At 64.7% G+C, this 15,297-nt stretch carries 18 protein-coding genes; 11 read left to right on the forward strand and 7 right to left on the reverse strand.

Annotated features, from left to right (window positions below; genetic code table 11):
- Positions 1-19: 19 nt before the first annotated feature.
- A complete protein-coding gene (locus ACP2YO_RS19470; protein ID WP_426442277.1) occupies positions 20-475 on the reverse strand; it encodes a hypothetical protein in 456 nt (151 codons plus the stop codon).
- A 70-nt stretch (positions 476-545) separates the two neighbouring features.
- Here ACP2YO_RS19470 and ACP2YO_RS19475 point away from each other — a divergent pair, with 70 nt between their 5' ends.
- From ACP2YO_RS19475 to ACP2YO_RS19495, 5 genes are all read left to right on the forward strand, one after another.
- A complete protein-coding gene (locus tag ACP2YO_RS19475) occupies positions 546-1,331 on the forward strand; it encodes an ATP12 family chaperone protein (RefSeq protein ID WP_426442278.1) in 786 nt (261 codons plus the stop codon).
- Positions 1,332-1,396: 65 nt separating this feature from the next.
- The gene (locus ACP2YO_RS19480) at positions 1,397-2,965 is read left to right on the forward strand and encodes a flagellar hook-length control protein FliK (RefSeq protein WP_426442279.1); all 1,569 of its coding nucleotides are present in this window, start codon (positions 1,397-1,399) and stop codon (positions 2,963-2,965) included.
- Positions 2,962-3,231 carry an EscU/YscU/HrcU family type III secretion system export apparatus switch protein gene (locus tag ACP2YO_RS19485; RefSeq protein ID WP_426442280.1) on the forward strand — a complete coding sequence of 90 codons (270 nt, stop codon included), beginning with the start codon at positions 2,962-2,964 and terminating at the stop codon, positions 3,229-3,231. Before ACP2YO_RS19480 ends, ACP2YO_RS19485 begins: the two co-directional genes overlap by 4 nt.
- A gap of 91 nt (positions 3,232-3,322) precedes the next feature.
- Positions 3,323-4,135 carry a class D beta-lactamase gene (gene blaOXA, locus ACP2YO_RS19490; RefSeq protein WP_426442281.1) on the forward strand — a complete coding sequence of 271 codons (813 nt, stop codon included), beginning with the start codon at positions 3,323-3,325 and terminating at the stop codon, positions 4,133-4,135.
- A 106-nt stretch (positions 4,136-4,241) separates the two neighbouring features.
- Complete coding sequence (locus ACP2YO_RS19495) at positions 4,242-5,615, forward strand: serine hydrolase (protein WP_426442282.1); 1,374 nt, start codon at positions 4,242-4,244, stop codon at positions 5,613-5,615.
- Positions 5,616-5,642: 27 nt separating this feature from the next.
- On the opposite strand, the gene ACP2YO_RS19500 is transcribed toward ACP2YO_RS19495, so the two are convergent.
- The gene (locus tag ACP2YO_RS19500) at positions 5,643-6,644 is read right to left on the reverse strand and encodes a dienelactone hydrolase family protein (protein WP_426442283.1); all 1,002 of its coding nucleotides are present in this window, start codon (positions 6,642-6,644) and stop codon (positions 5,643-5,645) included.
- A gap of 52 nt (positions 6,645-6,696) precedes the next feature.
- Positions 6,697-7,107: a DUF4260 domain-containing protein gene (locus ACP2YO_RS19505; RefSeq protein WP_426442284.1), complete on the reverse strand. Its 411-nt coding sequence runs from the start codon at positions 7,105-7,107 to the stop codon at positions 6,697-6,699.
- 196 nt (positions 7,108-7,303) lie between these two features.
- Here ACP2YO_RS19505 and ACP2YO_RS19510 point away from each other — a divergent pair, with 196 nt between their 5' ends.
- The 3 genes from ACP2YO_RS19510 (at position 7,304) to ACP2YO_RS19520 (ending at position 9,600) form a co-directional block, all read left to right on the forward strand.
- Entirely contained in the window at positions 7,304-8,836 is a 1,533-nt protein-coding gene (locus tag ACP2YO_RS19510) for an acyl-CoA carboxylase subunit beta (protein WP_426442285.1), read from the forward strand.
- 124 nt (positions 8,837-8,960) lie between these two features.
- Positions 8,961-9,161: a hypothetical protein gene (locus ACP2YO_RS19515; RefSeq protein ID WP_426442286.1), complete on the forward strand. Its 201-nt coding sequence runs from the start codon at positions 8,961-8,963 to the stop codon at positions 9,159-9,161.
- Positions 9,162-9,249: 88 nt separating this feature from the next.
- On the forward strand, positions 9,250-9,600 hold the full coding sequence (locus ACP2YO_RS19520) for a hypothetical protein (protein ID WP_426442287.1): 351 nt from the start codon (positions 9,250-9,252) through the stop codon (positions 9,598-9,600).
- Positions 9,601-9,734: 134 nt separating this feature from the next.
- Here ACP2YO_RS19520 and ACP2YO_RS19525 read toward each other — a convergent pair whose 3' ends face one another.
- The gene (locus tag ACP2YO_RS19525) at positions 9,735-11,693 is read right to left on the reverse strand and encodes an alpha/beta hydrolase domain-containing protein (RefSeq protein ID WP_426442288.1); all 1,959 of its coding nucleotides are present in this window, start codon (positions 11,691-11,693) and stop codon (positions 9,735-9,737) included.
- Between the two features lie 867 nt (positions 11,694-12,560).
- The gene (locus ACP2YO_RS19530) at positions 12,561-12,911 is read right to left on the reverse strand and encodes a cupin domain-containing protein (RefSeq protein ID WP_426442289.1); all 351 of its coding nucleotides are present in this window, start codon (positions 12,909-12,911) and stop codon (positions 12,561-12,563) included.
- A gap of 265 nt (positions 12,912-13,176) precedes the next feature.
- On the opposite strand from ACP2YO_RS19530, the gene ACP2YO_RS19535 reads away from it, so the two are divergent.
- Complete coding sequence (locus ACP2YO_RS19535) at positions 13,177-13,476, forward strand: twin-arginine translocation signal domain-containing protein (RefSeq protein ID WP_426442290.1); 300 nt, start codon at positions 13,177-13,179, stop codon at positions 13,474-13,476.
- 81 nt (positions 13,477-13,557) lie between these two features.
- A complete protein-coding gene (locus ACP2YO_RS19540; protein WP_426442291.1) occupies positions 13,558-13,803 on the forward strand; it encodes a GCG_CRPN prefix-to-repeats domain-containing protein in 246 nt (81 codons plus the stop codon).
- Between the two features lie 64 nt (positions 13,804-13,867).
- On the opposite strand, the gene ACP2YO_RS19545 is transcribed toward ACP2YO_RS19540, so the two are convergent.
- Positions 13,868-14,116, reverse strand: a complete 249-nt coding sequence (locus ACP2YO_RS19545; RefSeq protein ID WP_426442292.1) for a GCG_CRPN prefix-to-repeats domain-containing protein — start codon at positions 14,114-14,116, stop codon at positions 13,868-13,870.
- 91 nt (positions 14,117-14,207) lie between these two features.
- Positions 14,208-14,903, reverse strand: a complete 696-nt coding sequence (locus ACP2YO_RS19550) for an ArsR/SmtB family transcription factor (RefSeq protein ID WP_426442293.1) — start codon at positions 14,901-14,903, stop codon at positions 14,208-14,210.
- A 78-nt stretch (positions 14,904-14,981) separates the two neighbouring features.
- Between ACP2YO_RS19550 and ACP2YO_RS19555 the strand changes: the two genes are divergently transcribed.
- Positions 14,982-15,290, forward strand: coding sequence for an NIPSNAP family protein (locus ACP2YO_RS19555; RefSeq protein ID WP_426442294.1), 309 nt, complete (start codon positions 14,982-14,984; stop codon positions 15,288-15,290).
- Positions 15,291-15,297: the final 7 nt, after the last annotated feature.

Below are 15,297 nucleotides of genomic sequence, written 5' to 3' on the forward strand. Positions count from 1 at the left end.
GCATCTATAACTACACGGCTTACCTCTTGAACTGCGCCAGAAACAACCGCAATGAATCATGCGGGCTCTCGACGTCCGAGATCACCCAGCCCTCCGTCCCATAGACTACGATGAAGTTGAGCGTGATCGCGCGGCCCTGGTTGTCGAATCGTACAGTCACATAGGTCTTGTCGAGCTGCTTGCGCAGGATCGCGATCGAGATGGCGCCGAGCCGCCAGGTCGGGCTCTGCACCAGGAAGTCATAGGGCGCATCGTGCGGGGCGGTCCAGGCGTTGCGCAGGCTGGGGTCGAAGAACTGCCGGGCCGTCGCGTCGTCGCGCGGCAGGCCGTTCGAGAATTCCGCGCTGCCGCGGCCGTAATGGGCGTAGACGTTGCGGACCAGCGATTCCGGTGAGCGGAACCCGGCGTCGGCGGGGACCGCTCCGAGAGCGGCCGCCACCAGCAAAAGGCCTGCGAGGATTTTGGTCTGTCCCATCAGCTTTATTTGCCGTCGCCCCTGACATATCTTGCAGGCAAATCCTCCAGAGCGAAAGCCGGCCGGCGTGATGCGCGAACTGTTTGACGAAGCGACAGGACAATCCCCGCTCGATCCGCAGGAGGCGGTGCGGCGCCACACCCGCACGCCCCAGCGCAAGCGCTTCTATGCCAACGCCGGTATTGCGGAGGCCGAGGGCGGATTTTCGATCACGCTGGACGGCCGGCCGATCCGCTCGCCGTCGGGCAAGCCGATCGTGGTGCCGATGCGCGCCATCGCCGATGCGATCGCCGCGGAATGGAGTGCGCAGGGCGAGACCATCGATCCCCTGACCATGCCCGTGACGCGCTTTGCCAACAGCGTCGTCGAGGGTGTGATCGACCGCGTCGACGAGGTGGCGGATGATGCCGCAAAATTCCTCCGGACCGACATGCTGTGCTATCGCGCCGGCCATCCTGATACGCTGGTGGCGCGCGAAGCCGCTCATTGGGACCCGGTCGTGTTCTGGGCTGCCGATACGCTCGGCGCCCATTTCATCCTGGCCGAGGGGGTCGTGCATGTCGGCCAGCCCGAGGCCGCGATCAAGGCGGCGCGCGCGGCGTTCCCGGCCGATCCCTGGGCGGTCGCGGCCCTCCATGTGGTGACGACGCTGACCGGCTCGGCGCTGCTCGCGCTGGCGCTGGCGCATGGTTTCCGTGACGAGGACCAGGTCTGGGCGGCCGCCCATGTCGACGAGGACTGGAACATCGAGAGATGGGGCATCGACGAGGAAGTCGCCGCGCGCCGCGCCGCCCGGCTGGTCGATTTCAAGGCGGCCGCTGATATCCTCAGGGGGCTGATGCCGGCCGTCGGTTAACGAGGGGTTTACGGCGCTGGGCTAGCCTCGAGGCTGAATCTTGCCGCCTGGCCGAGACCTCCGACATGGCAATCTCCGTTAATCCCGTGCTGCCGGTGCTTGCCCCCCAGGAGGCGGGCAGCGCGGCGCCTGATCTTACGCTGCAGCAGGGCAGTGTCGTCAACGCGCAGGTGCTGAAGGTGCTGTCCGCCGATTTGGTGCGGATCGCGATCGCGAGCCTGTCGATCGACGTCCAGACCGAGGTGCCGTTGCAGCCGGGCCAGAACCTGCAGCTCGCGGTCTCGCAAACCCAGGATGGCGTCCGCCTTCAAATCGTCGGATCAGGTGCTGGGGCGACCGGCGGATCGAGCGATGCCGTGACGCTGTCGCCAGGCATTGTGACCGGGCTTGGTGCGAACTCTCAGACGAATGCGACGACGCTTGGCGCGGTGCTGACGCCGCTCGAGCGGGTCACCGTCACGACGGCCGTGCAGAGCGCGGCGACGGTGCAGGGCAGCCAGGCAGCGCTGTTTGCCAACCTTGCCGCGATCGTAGCGGCCAATCTACCCCCGAAGCTGCAGGCGGCGATCGCGCAGGTGCTGGCGCAGCAAACGAGCCTCGACGACAATCTCAACGGCGATGCCGTCAAAGCCGCCTTCCAGAAGTCCGGCCTGTTGTTCGAGGCCTCGCTGGCCTCGGGTATCGCGCCGTTCGACGGTAGCGCGCCGGATCTCAAGGCGGCGCTGATTGTGCTGCGCCAGACGCTGCAATCCTCGCTCGGCGCGGATGACGCCGTCGAAACGGCTGCGCCGGATGGAGCGCTGTCGCGCGGCGCGGCACCGAACCTGGTACCGGCGGCGGCGCCGGACCTTGAGTTTCAGGAGATCCTGCTGCCGCAGGCGCGCGTGCCGGCCGCGCACGATGTCTTGCCCGGCGGCGCGAGCCTCGCCGGCGCGCTTGCTGACGCGCTCGACACCGGGCCGTCGCCGGGCGGCGCGCTCAATCTGCTTCAGGAAGCCCTGCACGAACTCGGCCCGGCCCGGCAAGGCGATGGCTCGGCTGACGACGTCGTCGTGCGCACCAACACGCCGCCACCGCCGTTTCGTGGATCGCAGCCCGCCGCCCAGGCCATCGCCGAGCCGTCGATCGCGCCTGACGCACCGCTTGCGACCGTCGCACAGCGCCTGCTTGGTGATACCGATGCCGCGCTGGCGCGGCATACCCTGCTGCAGGTCGCCTCATTGCCGGACCGCCTCGACGGCCGCTCGCCGATCGATGCGATGATGCCGCGCTGGAATTTCGAGGTCCCGTTCCTGACCCCGCAGGGGACCGCGATGGCGCAGTTCGAGATTTCCCGCGACGGCAGCGGCGAGGCTACTGATGCGTCCAGGCGGGTCTGGAACGCGCGTTTCACGCTCGACGTCGAGCCGGCCGGGCCGGTGCATGCGCTGGTCTCGCTGAACGGCGAGCGCACCTCGGTGCGGATGTGGGCGGAGCGGCCGGTGACCGCCGCGCGGTTGCGCGCCAGCGCTCCCGAATTGAGCCAGGCGCTCGCCCAGGCCGAACTGACGCCCGGCAACATCGAGATCCGTGACGGCACGCCGCCGCAAGCCACGTCGGCGCCGGCCGGCCATTTCCTGGACCGCGCGCTATGAGCGACACCAAGAGCCAGCTTGCAGTCGCCTTGCACTACGACCACGGCGGCGCGCCGCGCGTCGTCGCCAAGGGCAGGGGCGTGATCGGCGCCAAGATCATCGAGGTCGCCAGGGCCAACGACATCCCGATCCAGGAGAACGAGGTGCTGGCCGGCGCGCTCTCCAATGTCGAGCTCGGCGAGGAGATTCCGGCCGATCTCTACAAGGCCGTCGCCGAGGTCCTGATTTTCGTGCTGCGGCTGTCGCGCCGGGCACCCCAGCGGTAGGAGCGCGGCAAAAGACAGCGGCCTGTTGCCATCCTTTTACCACGATGGCATTCACCATCGCCGTCAGCCCCGAACCAGTCTAGGACCCGTCGTGATCACTCGCCGCCATACGCTCGGTCTGCTCGCCGCAGCGAGCATCCTGCCGTCGCGCAGCCTTGCCAACGTCTCCTACCAGCGCAGCGAATTTCGCGAGGGTCTCGCCCGGCGGTTCTTCGATCTCGGCACCGAGGGCACCTTCGTCGGCTACAAGGTCGACGATTACCTGATCATCGCGAGCGACAAGGATCGGTCTGGGCAGGGCAGGTTGCCGGCCTCGACCTTCAAGATCCCGAACTCGCTGATCGCGCTGGAAACCGGCGTCGTGCAGGACCCCGACAAGGACATCTTCAAGTGGGACGGGGTGACGCGCAGCGTCGAGGCCTGGAACACGGATCACACGCTGCGTTCGGCGATCGCGGTGTCGGCCTTTCCGGTCTACCAGGAGATCGCGAGGCGGATCGGCGAGGAGCGGATGCAGAAGTATGTCGACATGCTCGACTACGGCAATCGCGACATCGGCGGCGGCATCGACCAGTTCTGGGTGGCGGGCAACTTGCGGATCGATCCGGTCCAGCAGGTCGATTTTATCGACCGGCTGCGCCGCGGCACGCTGCCGGTTGGCAAGCGCAGCCAGCAGCTGGTGTGCGATATCCTCCCCGTCACCAAGGTCGGCGACGCCGTGATTCACGCCAAGACCGGATTGACCGACAAGGAGCACGGCTCGCTGGGGTGGCTGGTCGGCTGGGCCGAGAAGGGCAGTGAGGTGACCGTGTTCGCCATGAACATGGACTGCAAGACGCAAGCCCAGATCGACGCGCGGATGACGGTGACGCAGCAATGCCTCACCGATATCGTCGCGCTGTGACGGGCTGACCTGCGCCGGTCGCGGCGCCGATATTGTGACAAGGACATCATGCCCGGGCTCGTCCCGGGCATCCGGGATATTCTCCAGTTAGGACACGAGGTCTTTCATGCTGGATCGCCGCTCGGTGCTGTTGGGAGCCGGTTCGCTGCTGCTGGGAGGCGGTCCGGCGCGGGCGCAATCGCCGGAGCAGGAGCTGTCGGCGCTGCTCAAGGAGCGCATCGATGTCGGCCGCGAGACGCTCGGGCTCGTCGCCGGGCAGCTCGACGGCGAGCGGCGGATCGTCGCCGCTTACGGCCGGTCCGGCGCGGACGATGATCGTCCGCTCGATGCTGACACCGTGTTCGAGATCGGCTCCATCACCAAGGTGTTCACGGCGCTACTGCTCGCCGACATGGTCGGACGCGGCGAGGTCGCGCTGGACGATACCGTGTCGAAGTTCCTGCCCGCCAGCACGAAGGTGCCCGATTTCGAGGGCACGCCGATCACGTTGCTCGATCTTGCGACTTACACGTCCGGCCTGCCGCGCATGCCGGCCAATTTCGCGCCTGCCGATCCGAACAACCCTTACGTCGACTACACGCCAGACCGGCTCTACGCGTTCCTGTCGGATCACAAGCTCGGCTTCAAGCCGGGCACGCACTATGAATACGCCAATTTCGGTTTCGGCCTGCTCGGGCACTTGCTGGAGCTGCGCGGCGGCAAGAGCTACGAGGAGCTGATTGTCTCGCGCATCTGCACGCCGCTCGGGCTCGACGACACCCGCATCACGCTGTCGGGCGCGATGCGGCAGCGCCTCGCCAAGGGCCACAACGCTGCGTTCGCACCGACCGCCAACTGGGATTTCTCGGTGATGGCCGGCGCCGGTGCGCTGCGCTCGACCTTGAACGACATGTTCAAATTGCTCGAAGCCTGCCTCGAGGTCAGGCCTAGTCCGCTCGCCGCGGCGATGAAGCTCGCGCTGTCGGTGCGGCGTCCGCGTCCGCAACGAAACCGCGAGGTGGCGCTCGGCTGGTTCATCAGCGACCGCTTCAAGGACGAGATTATCTGGAAGGACGGCGGCACCGGTGGCTATGCGACCCTGATCGGATATTCGACGCTGACCAAGCGCAACGCCATCGTGCTGTCGAATGTGGCCGACTATCTCCCCAACACCTCGCTCGCTTTGCACCTCATCAATGCGAAGTATGAGCTGCCCAAGATCCATCACGAGGTGCCGGTCGATCCCGCGATTCTCGCGACCTATGCCGGGCGCTATGCCGTCTCGCCGTCCTTTGTGCTGACGGTGCGGCCCGACGGCGCGCGCCTGTTCGTGCAGGCCACGGGCCAGCCCGAGTTCGAGGTCCATGCCGAGAGCGACGCCGACTTCTTCTACGCCGTCGTCAATGCCCAGATCACCTTCGCGAAGGCCGAGGGCGGCGTGGTGCCGTCGCTGACATTGCACCAGAACGGCAAGGACATGCTGGCGCCGCGCCAGCCGTAATGTGCCGCGCGGTCGCCGGACCGCCGCTCATCCGAGCTTGAACAGCGTCGTCAGGAAATCGCTGACCGCCTTGCGCGCCTCGATCGCGGTCGTCGCGTTGCCGCCGACATGCGGGCCCAGCTCGACGCAGGAATCCTTGTAGCTGAACGGCGCTTGCGTTGCGGCATCCATCAGCACGCCGCCTTCGCCCTCCTTGATGGTGCAGTGGCGCACGGTCTGCGATCCCACGGCTTCCACGACATTGGTCGCGCCGATCAGCCCGGCATCGAAGCCGTGAGCGGAATCCGGATATTCGGTCAGCACCACATCACGCTTGGCGGCCTCGAGCCGCGCGACATAGGCCTTGCAGCTCGCGACCGGGTTATAATCGTCGGGTGTGCCGTGGAAGATCCGGATTGGCCGCGCCGCGACCTCGGTATCGGTGGCGTAGCTCGTCGAGCAATCCGGATAGAACGGGATATAGGCCGCGAACCGGACGCCGGATTTGTTCCAGAGCTTGTTGAAGCGTTCGAGGCTCGCATAGAGCGTCGCCTGGCCGCCGCGCGAAAATCCCATCAGCGCAATCCGCCCAGGGTCGACCCGCGGATGTTTGGCGAGAATGTCCAGCGAACGATAGATGTCGACGATGAAGTTGAGCCGGCCGAGCAGCGCCTGGTTCGGACCCGTCGCGGTCAGGCCTCTGCCGGAGAAGCCGTCGATCACGAAGGTCGAGATCCCCATGCTGTTGAACTGGTGCACCCACGCATCCATCGTGCCGCCGACGCCGCTCGAGCCGTGCATCAAGACCACGACCGGGAGGCGGCCGGACCCCTGCGCGATGCGGAACTCGCCGCCCACCGTGACCGGCTTGCCGCTGGAATCGCCGGTCAGGAACTGCTGGTCGGAGATCGTCAGCGACGGGATGCCGTAGATCTCGGTGCGGGCGGCGATGTCTTTCGGGATCGACTGCGCGCTGGTCTCGATGCAAGTGAACAGCACGGCGCAACAGAAGATCACGGCCGTCGCGGCCAGGCGCCAGTCTGTCAGCATCCTATTCCCCGAGTTCGCATTGCCGTCGGCGCGCGACTACAGCAAGCGTCCGTCAGCCTGTCAATTTGTCCTTCCCCAACCGCCCGAGATGGGTGAAGCCGAATCCGGCCGAATATTTCAGGCCGTAGCCGAGCGCGCGATCGAACCCGATATGGGCGAGCCAGATCATCGCGATCGAGAGCACCAGCGGCTCTGCCGTGTAAAAGCCGAACGTCATCAGCGCCATCGGCGCCAGATAGGCGTGGGCGGCGTTGTAAACGATAGCGCCGACGCGGGGGCCGGCGAGATAGGCGGCGAAGCTCAAATCCGGCACCAGGAAGAGCACGACATAGACCAGCCACGATCCCTCCCAGGTCGCATAGAGCAGGGTCATGCCGAGAAACAGCACCAGCCCTTCGAGCCGGAGCAGGGTCCGCACCCCGCCGGTCGCAGCCCCGGTCTCAAGCGTGGTCGTTCCGTTCATCGACATCTCCCCCAAGGGTCAGAAAATACTACCGTTTTGCCGTCCGGATCGCCCACAACCCCGTTTCCGGTTCGGAAAATGCCGTGCTAAAGCGTTTTCGCGCGAAGCGGGAACCGGTTCGCATCAAGAAAACGCGTCGAACATGAGTTGGCGAAATCCTCTACGCAGGTCCAGTAGCTAATACGGGCGGAAGCAAATGAAAGATATCCTCGACACCCTCGAAGAACGGCGTGCCGGCGCCAAGCTGGGCGGCGGCGAAAAGCGAATCGAGGCGCAGCACGCCCGCGGCAAGCTGACCGCCCGGGAGCGAATCGAGCTGCTGCTGGACAAGGGCTCGTTCGAGGAATTCGACATGTTTGTCGAGCACCGCTCGACCGAATTCGGCATGGAGAAGAACAAAATTCCCGGCGACGGCGTCGTCACGGGCTGGGGCACCGTCAACGGCCGCAAGACCTTCGTCTTCGCCAAGGACTTTACGGTATTCGGCGGCTCGCTGTCCGAGACCCACGCGCTGAAAATTACAAAACTGCAGGACATGGCGATGAAGGCGAGGGCGCCGATCATCGGCCTCTATGACGCCGGCGGCGCGCGCATCCAGGAGGGCGTCGCAGCCTTGGCGGGCTATTCCTACGTGTTCCGCCGCAACGTCATCGCCTCGGGCGTGATCCCGCAGATCTCCGTCATCATGGGCCCCTGCGCCGGCGGCGACGTTTATTCCCCCGCGATGACCGACTTCATCTTCATGGTGAAGAACACCTCTTACATGTTCGTCACCGGCCCCGACGTTGTGAAAACAGTCACCAACGAAGTGGTCACGGCGGAAGAACTCGGCGGCGCCTCGGTGCACGCGACGCGTTCCTCGATCGCCGACGGTGCGTTCGAGAACGACGTCGACGCGCTCTTGCAGATGCGCCGCCTGATCGACTTCCTGCCGTCGAATAACACCGACGGCGTGCCGGAATGGCCGAGCTTCGACGATATCGGCCGCCTCGACATGTCCCTGGACACGCTGATCCCCGACAATCCCAACAAGCCCTACGACATGAAGGAGTTGATCCACAAGGTCGTGGACGAAGGCGATTTCTTCGAGATATCCGAGACGTTTGCCAGGAACATCGTCACCGGATTCGGCCGCATCGCCGGCCGCACGGTGGGCTTCGTCGCCAACCAGCCGATGGTGCTGGCCGGTGTGCTCGACAGCGACGCATCAAGGAAGGCCGCGCGCTTCGTGCGCTTCTGTGATGCCTTCAATATCCCGATCGTGACGTTTGTGGACGTGCCGGGCTTCCTGCCGGGCACCGCGCAGGAATATGGCGGCCTGATTAAGCACGGCGCGAAGCTGCTGTTCGCCTATTCGCAATGCACGGTGCCGCTCGTCACCATCATCACCCGCAAGGCCTATGGCGGCGCGTTCGACGTCATGGCGTCCAAGGAAATCGGCGCCGACATGAACTACGCCTGGCCGACCGCGCAGATCGCCGTGATGGGCGCCAAGGGCGCGGTGGAGATCATCTTCCGCAGTGACATCGGCGACGCCGAGGCGATCGCCGCCCGCACCAAGGAATACGAAGACCGCTTCCTGTCGCCGTTCATCGCCGCCGAGCGCGGCTACCTCGACGACGTCATCATGCCGCATTCGACAAGGAAGCGGATCGCGCGCGCGCTGGCGATGCTCAGGGACAAGAAGGTCGAGATGCCGGCAAAGAAGCACGACAATTTGCCGTTATAGGGATGTCGTAGGGTGGGTTAGCGAAGCGTAACCCACCATCTCTGCTCCGCGCTCGATCAGCGGCGGGTTGCGGCTTCGCCTAACCCGCCGCACAGGTTCTAACGAATGGTTTGGACCCGAAACGATGAGCTTCGTCCTGCAGATTGCCAGTCCTCCTGATCGTGATGAGTTGGTGACGGAGGTCTGGTGGAATGACCAATTGGTTGCGGAAGTACGCCGAAGTGCTGACGGCAAGCAGTTCATCGACCTTTACGCAAGTCCTTCGCGAATCCCGTGGTCATTTGAATTTCAGGAATGGCTCGCTGTGATGAATAAAGTAGGGTGAGTTAGCGAAGCGTAATCCACCATCTCTGCTCCGCGCTCGATCGGCGGCGGGTTACGGCTTCGCCTAATCCGCCCTACGGGACTTGTTCATGACGTCCGAGGACAACCCGACAGACGAGATTTCAGAACTCGAGACGCGGATCGAGGGGCTTGCCGAGATCGCCGAGCGATGCCGGAAGATCAGTCTGGCTTCCAAGATCGCAATCGGCGGCGGTTTTGCGTTGCTGATCGTCACGCTGCTCGGTTGGCTCGGAGCCAGTGAGGTTGTCGCGCTCGGGTCGATTGCGTTGATTATCGGCGGAATCGTGTCGCTTGGATCGAATTTTGGGACGTTGCGGCAGACCGAGGCCGCCATCAGCGCTGCCGAGGCGCGCCGTTCGGACCTGATCAGCCGGATCGACCTTCGCGTCGTCCATGATGCGCCGATTAAATTGATGTGATGGGCCGAACCACGGGCGATCTCGTCATTGCGAGCGAAGCGAAGCAACCCATCGTGCCGTATAGGCGGAAGAATGGATTGCTTCGTCGCTGTTGCTCCTCGCAATGACGAGGATGGTCCGTTACGCTTCACCGCTCACTGTCCCAGCTTCGCGAGATTGCCCTGCTTCGCCGCCTCGACCGCGCGGTCCGCATCTTCCGGTAACAGCAATCGTTCGGCCACCTGCCGTGCGGCTTCCCGGCGGACTGCGGCGACATAGGCATCATTGTCCGCGTAACGCTCGGCGATCGACAGTCGCGGATCGTGGACTTCCTTCCGCGCGGCTTCGGTCGGCGCGAACGGCACCACACCACCTTGCAGCGGATAGAGCGCTGTCGGCCCAAAGCCTGGCGCACGCGGATTCCACGCGGTGTAGGTCGCGCGCGGGACGGCGATGGCGAGCTGGTGAACACCGGCGATGGCCATGCCGTCATCATCGGCTTTCGGCACGAACACTGGATAGCGGCCGATCTCGTTTGGCGGCAGCACAGTCTGGTCGGAGAAGACGGCCGGCATATGGATGCCCTTGTAGGGCAGGCCGGGGATGTCTGATGGCACCGCGCCGCTGGCTGAAACCAGCGTGCCTTGCGAGCGCATCGGCACGCGACTCGAGGGCGGCGGTACGCCGTCGCTGATCCAGGCATTGAGGTCCGTCAGCAGCGCGCGCATCGGGGCGCCGGCATGCATCGGGTTCTGCGGCAGCGACATCGCTGGCACGCCCTTGTGCATCACGTCGGTGGGCTCGGCGAAATGCGGCGTGCCCGCGATCATGTAGGCGCGGACGTTGCCGGGCAGGTCGAGGTGATTGCCGGCGAGGTCGGTGACCAGCAGCGAGGCGTGCGACGACCACCATTCCAGCTCGCTGTCGGTCTGCATCACCCTGGGGCAGGTCGTTGACAGCTCGCAGCGGCGGAGCAGGCCGTCGGTCTTGCCGGAAAGCGGATCTGATAGCGTCGCATAGGTGAACGGGAACAGGTCGGCCTGCCAGGCCGGGTCTTGCGGGTGGCGCGGATTGCGGCCGGGCTGGCCGAATCGGAAATTGGTCGCCATCCGCCGCGTGCCGGCGACATGCGGCATCAGCCCGTCGAACACGACGCGGCCCTGCACATCCTCGTTGAAACCGAGATAGAGGAAATCGCGCAGGAAGCGGCCGGATTGTGAGACGCCGAAGCCGATGGCACGGCTTACCGACGGGTGCAGTCCGTCGAGCAGCGGATTGGCCGCCGTCGTGTCGCGGCGCAGGAAGCTCGCGACATCGCGGACCGCGGCAAAGCCCATGCCGAGCGGCACCGGATCGCGCGCCGTATAGGTGATCTCGTAGAGCGCGCCGGCGTCGAACGCGTCGGGCCGCGTGATCTCGACCGTGGAGGGGTCGACCAGATGGATGGAGAGACTTTGTGGCGTCTCGCGACGATCGGCCCAGGCGGCGCGGACAGTGACTTTGAGATTGGCAGGATCGGCCGCGGGCCAGGTCAGGATTGCCCGTGCTGCGTTGACCGTGTTGTCGAACACGATCTCTTCGCGCGCCGGCCCGGTGACGCCCTTCAGCACCGGCGCGGCCATCGCCATCTGGCCGGGCTTGGAGGGGATGTCGCCCTGCCAGCCGACCCAGACCATCGTGTAGCCCTGCCGGTGCAGGAAGCCGATGCCGGCATCATCGGGAGCTTGCGCGTTGTTGGCGCCGGGCTGCGGTGAATCGTCGAACAGTTGCGGTGCGAGCTTGCGGCCGCGATTGGGCACTTCCAGCAGCAGCGTGCCGTTGCCATGCGTGGGATCGGCGGGCCGCAAGATCACGACGTCGGCGGTCGCTTCCACCTTGCCGTCGGCATTGCGCGGCGCCTGCGCGAGATCGGTGATGACAGCGTTGCGATCGTCTGTGGGATCGAGCGCGATCGTCGCCCGCGCCGTGATCCGCTCAAAGGGGCCGACATCGCTGAAGCTCCGGCCCGCGAAGGCCGGCACGCGCTCCACAATGTCGAAGCGCACGACCTCCGCCCGCAAGGTAACCGGTGAGAGGCAAACGGCCGCGATGACAGCAGCCAACATCTTGCGCATGGCGGTTCTCGTCCCTGTTCGGCGCAGGAGGTTGAGATCCCCGTCGCGCTCATTGTTGTCGCTACTCAGCTATAGCATCGCGCGCTGCGTCCGACGGGAGGATTTCACCTCATCGCAGCCCCGTGCAATTCGCATGGAGCCTCATCGCCGATCGTTTCCCCCTGGCACTGATTTGCCCGACGGCGCAAGGCCTCGCGGCAAAAATATTCTGATTTTCGGAAGGGCGACTTAGTGCTATAGATTTCCCTGTCTCACCCGATTGAGGGACGCTCGCGATCGTCACGAACGCGCGGTGAGATCCGGTGGACGCTGATGTCGCGATTGACGGTCGTGACGGATGCGGACGGCGAAGTCGTGCAGGCCTGACGCCCTAGTGGCAGGTGTCTCATCAGCGAGGGGCTAACGTCCCTTCCGATGGCGGTGACAAGCAAGCCCAGTCTCACCGGGGAGAGCACGTATAAGCCGTAACCCATCGCGCAGGGAAAGCCGGAGTTCCCGGTTACACCTGTGGTCCTACCCCGGTGCTTTTTGTTGCACCGGGCCCATGGGTGCGATCGGCACCCGGCTTTCCCCTGCGCCCTCTACAAGATGAGAGGGCGGAACGAAATGCAAGACTCGGGCAAATCATGTCGCGAGAGCGCGCAGCTGCGTCCGTATCCACAATTGTCATCGCCCGGCCTTGTGCGCAATTGCGCACTGGGACCGGGCGACCCTGTACGCCGCAGCCCATCCGCTCAAGCACCGGCGTCTCTGGAATACTGGATCACCCGCATGCGCATGCGCAGGTGATGACACTGCGATGGTTGATAGTGAATCGAGAACCATCACCCTTCGCCAGACGACACGCGGAGAGAGCGGCGCGCGCAACTAATGCGACGCCAGCGGGACGTAATCGTATTCGCCGACGCCCTGCAAAACCAGGAACGTCAGCGAATTGGTGCCCGCATTGGTCACGAGATGCGGCCGCGTCGGCCTGACGGCATAGACGTCGCCGGGCTTGAGATGCACGTCCTCCTTGGGCTCCTGCAGGAACAGCCGCATCTCGCCTTCCAGAACGTAAAACGTATCGGAGATGTTGGAGTGCGTGTGCCACGGCACCTTCTGCGTCGGCGAGAGCTGCAATTCCGCGATGCGAAAGCCGGGGCGGGTGGCATGGTGGGCGCGACGCTCGACTTCGTAGAGGTGACTTGCGTCCTTGACCGGCTGTCCTTGCTTCATGGCGGCCTCCCTGGTTTTTCTTGTTCCCGTCGCGGGACGTCCGACGCCATCCTAGCGCGCTTCCATCATCAACGAAACGGTTGGACCGGGCGACGTCATCACCTTGTGGGCCAGGCGCGCCTGCGAGGTGATGTTTGTGTGACGTCATGTTGCTGTATCGCACGTATCGAGTTCACGTACCTGAATGCGCGGTTCAGCGAGTGTTCAGGTGGTCGCGACAAAACTTGCGGCGCAAATCGTCTCACTCCAGACAGAGGAATCAGGCATGGAACGTCGGGATTTCCTGAAGATCGCCTTTGGTATTGCCGCGGGTGCCGCGGCTTTCGCAGCGAGCGTCCAGGCTGCGCCGCTCGCGCCGCATCCGCTCAACGAAGACGCAAAGTCGCCGGCGGGCGAGGATGCCCATCCGGCCGTGACCACGGGCGAGGAGGTCGACCGTCTCAAGCCCGAGGAGGTGCGCTGGCATCATGGCCACCGTGGCTGGGGACATCGTCACTGGCACCACCGGCATTGGGGCTGGCGTCGCCGCCATTGGCACCGTCACTGGCATCGCCGCCGCTGGTGAGGCGCCGGCCGGATTTTCTGTGAACTGTTTTTGGGATGAGCACACGAATCAACTGATGCGTATCAACTGAAAGGATTTGTCATGAAATTTATTGCTGCTTCAGTGCTTGCGCTCGGCCTTGGTCTGGCCGCGATGTCCGCGTCCCAGGCCATGCCGGTTGCGCCGCTCGATCAGGCCCAGGCCGAGTCCGGCGACACCATCCGCGTGGCCGGCGGCTGCGGCGCCGGATGGCATCGCGGTCCGTATGGCGGCTGCCGCCCGATGTTTAATTGCCCGCCCGGCTGGCATTCGGGTCCGTACGGCCGCCACTGCTTCCGCAATTGGTAGAATGATTGCACAAAAGAAAAACCCCGCAACCAAGCGGGGTTTTGTTTGTCGTATCCGAGTGCGATCAGATCGTCCGGCAACGGCCGTAGCGCCAGACGAAACCGACGGGGCAGGCGCGGACAACCGGCCCTACCACCACGGGACGCTCAACGACGACGGCGCCCGGAACGACGACGACCTCGCCACGATTCCTGACGCATCCGGCATAGGGGCCGCGATGGAAGCCGGGGCCGCATCCGCCCGCGGCGCCAGCCGCACTGATGCCGGCGAATGCGGTCGTGATCAAAACTGCTGCTGCAAAAAGATACTTCATGTCTTCTCCCTTGGATTTCGTCGCACTGCGGCACCGCAACAAACTTCCGCTCAACGAGCCGAGCAACAATTCGTCATGGTTGCGAGCGCGGTTATTCTCCGGGCCCGAACAGCGCGGCGAATCGCTTCTCGCCGTTGCGCGAGAAATTGACCACGCGGCTGCCCGGCGTGATGTCGCGCGCGGCCCATTTCAGCTCCGTGAAGCGGTCCATCACGGCAGCGCCCAGCGTGCCCGCAAGATGATGCCGCCGTTCGCTCCAGTCGAGGCAGGCCTTGCACACGGGCCGGCGTGGATGCGTGAGCGTCTCGGCGTCGATCTGCAGCGCCTCGGCCATGAAGCGCTTCCCGTCGCCGGTCAGCTCGATCGCCTCCTTGGTCTGGCGGATCAGCTTCTGCTGTTTCATGCTGTCGAGCATCTGCACGCCGAGGTCGCCAGCGAGGTGGTCGTAGCAGATCCGCGCGCGGCGCAGCGCCGGATCCTTCGGCCCGGTGCGCACGCGCATATGGCCGGCGCGGGCCGCGATGCCCTGCAGGCCCTCGAGCACGTCAGCCACGTCGGGGCCGGTGAGGCGATAGTAGCGGTGGCGGCCCTGCTTCTCCGGCTCGATCAGCCCTCCGGCTTCGAGCTTCGCAAGGTGCGAGCTTGCCGTCTGCGGCGTGATGCCGGCCTCCTGCGCCAGTTCACTTGCGGTCAACGCGCGGCCGGTCATCAGCGCGGTCAGCATGTTGCAGCGTGCGGGATCGCCGACCAGGGCGGCAATCCGGGAGATGTCGGGTCCTGCTTTCATAGTTCGATGATAGCCGAAGCATCGACGTCGGGCAAGCGGCTAGTGTTGCAGATGACGCCAACATGCATGAGGCCATCAATGACCATCACCGTCTTCATCCGTTACCAGCTCGATCCGTTCAAGCGCGCGATGTTCGAGGAGTATTCGAAGAACTGGCTCTCGATCATCCCAAGATGCGGCGGCGACCTGATCGGCTACTGGATGCCGCACGAAGGCACCAACAACATCGCCTTCGCGCTGATCTCGTTCGAGAACCTTGCGGCCTACGAGGCCTATCGCGCGGGGCTGCGCATCGACAGGGAGGGCATGGCGAACTTCAACTTCGCGGAAGAAAACAAGTTCATCCTGGCGGAGGAGCGGACATTTCTGCGCAAGGTGGAAGCATAAGCGCCGC

Source organism: Bradyrhizobium genosp. P, assembly GCF_049949265.1.
GTDB lineage: Bacteria > Pseudomonadota > Alphaproteobacteria > Rhizobiales > Xanthobacteraceae > Bradyrhizobium.